At 66.8% G+C, this 1,553-nt stretch carries 3 protein-coding genes; all 3 read right to left on the bottom strand.

Annotation, left to right across the window (positions count from 1 at the left end):
• The coding region (locus ACYVDE_RS22360; RefSeq protein WP_460503743.1) for a hypothetical protein at nt 1–684 on the bottom strand (684 nt) is incomplete at its 3' end.
• A gap of 36 nt (nt 685–720) precedes the next feature.
• Complete coding sequence (locus ACYVDE_RS22355) at nt 721–1,254, bottom strand: hypothetical protein (protein WP_460503742.1); 534 nt, start codon at nt 1,252–1,254, stop codon at nt 721–723.
• 3 nt (nt 1,255–1,257) lie between these two features.
• The coding region (locus tag ACYVDE_RS22350) for a hypothetical protein (protein ID WP_460503741.1) at nt 1,258–1,553 on the bottom strand (296 nt) is incomplete at its 5' end.

Raw genomic sequence — 1,553 nt, 5'->3', positions numbered from 1 at the left:
GGTGCGCTCGACGCGCACGTCCAGGCGGGGGTCGGAGCCCACCACGGCCTGCACCACGGTGTAGGCGCCCGACGTGTCGGTGATGGTACAGGTGTAGGTGCCGTTGGGCAGGTTGGTGCGCCGGGCCGTGGCCGGGGCCCCGAAATCGGCCCAGAAGTAGGAATACACCCCGTCGTTGCCGTTGCTGGCCACCACCTCGGCCGCCCCGGTCGGCGAGTTGAAGATGAGGGCATCGGTGACCAGCACCTGGGCGCGCACCGGGCGGATGGTGGCCAGGTTGACGACCTCCTCGAACGTTTCGCGCACAATCGGCTGCGTGCCGGCCAGGTTCCAGGCCAGGTCGTTCGTGCGGTCGTAGACGGTGGCCTCCACGTCGAAGGCCCAGTAGTCGTAGCCGGTCGGCGCCTGGCCGTCCTTGCGCTTGGCCGAAACGACGTAATTCCAGCCGTGGTCGAGCACGGCCTGGCGGATGGTGGCCAGCAGCATGTCCACGCCCTGGTCGAGCGTGGTGCCGTTGATGGCAAAGAGCGGGTATTCGTAATCGTCCTCGGCGCCTACCGTGCGCTGGCTGCGCGAGCTGGGCGTGAAGCGCACCCAGGTGCCGCCCAGGCGCAGGCGCAGGTACGTCCAGGGCGTAATGAAGGGCGGCGTCAGAATCGGGTCGTTGGCGACCAGGTTTTTCACCCGCAGCGTGAGTTTGGCTAAGCGTTCACCGGCCATTTAGAAGGAGAATTTAGCGGGGTTGTAGGTCAGGTCCTCGGTGGCGGCCTCGCTCCAGGTGAAGTTCATCCGCACGCCCACGTGCTGGTCGCCGATGGGGCCCACGTGCTCGGCGAAGCAGTTGCGCACGCTCATCTGAATCTTGTAGCTCTGCCGGTGGTGGTGCACCACGTAGGCCAGCAGGTCCTCGGCGATTTCCTCGCAGGCATCGATGGCCGCGTCGCGGGCCTCGTAGTCGCCCGGGGCCACTTTCTGCAGCACGTAGTAGGCTCCCTGGGGCGTGCGTCGCAGGCTCTCGCCGGCATTGTCCTCATAGTCCAGGTCGTAGTTCTGCAGCACGAGAAACGCCTGGCCGGGTTTGGCCTTGAGCCTGGAGCGCAGCACGTCGTAAAAGCTGGCCAGGTCGAGCTGCTTGGCAATCGGGTCGGAGGCGATGAGCACGCGCAGGAAGCGGCCGTTTTCGGCCGTGGCCCGAATGGCCACGTGCGCGCCGGCGGCGGCGCGAAAGAGTTGGGTATAGGCCAGTAAGCGCATAAATCAGGTCGTGGGGTTGTTTTTGCGGGCTTGCTCGCGCAGGGCCTCGGCCTGGCGCGCATCATCCTCCATCTTGGCCAGCACGTCGCGCACCAGCTGGCGCTCGGTCTGCTCGAGCGTGCCGAACGTGGGGCCGCTCATCTCGCGCGCCACGTGGGCCCAGCCGTCAGTCGACTCCGAGGCCTTCGCCTCATTATCCGGGGTGAACACGCGCGGGTAATCGCGCTCGAGTTCGAGCCGGCAGCCGCGGTACCAGGTGAGCACGGCCAGCTTCTCGAGCAGGGGCAGGTGCGCGACCT

The sequence above is a fragment of the Hymenobacter agri genome, from assembly GCF_054778495.1.
This window is presented reverse-complemented; position numbering and strand designations above follow the sequence as displayed.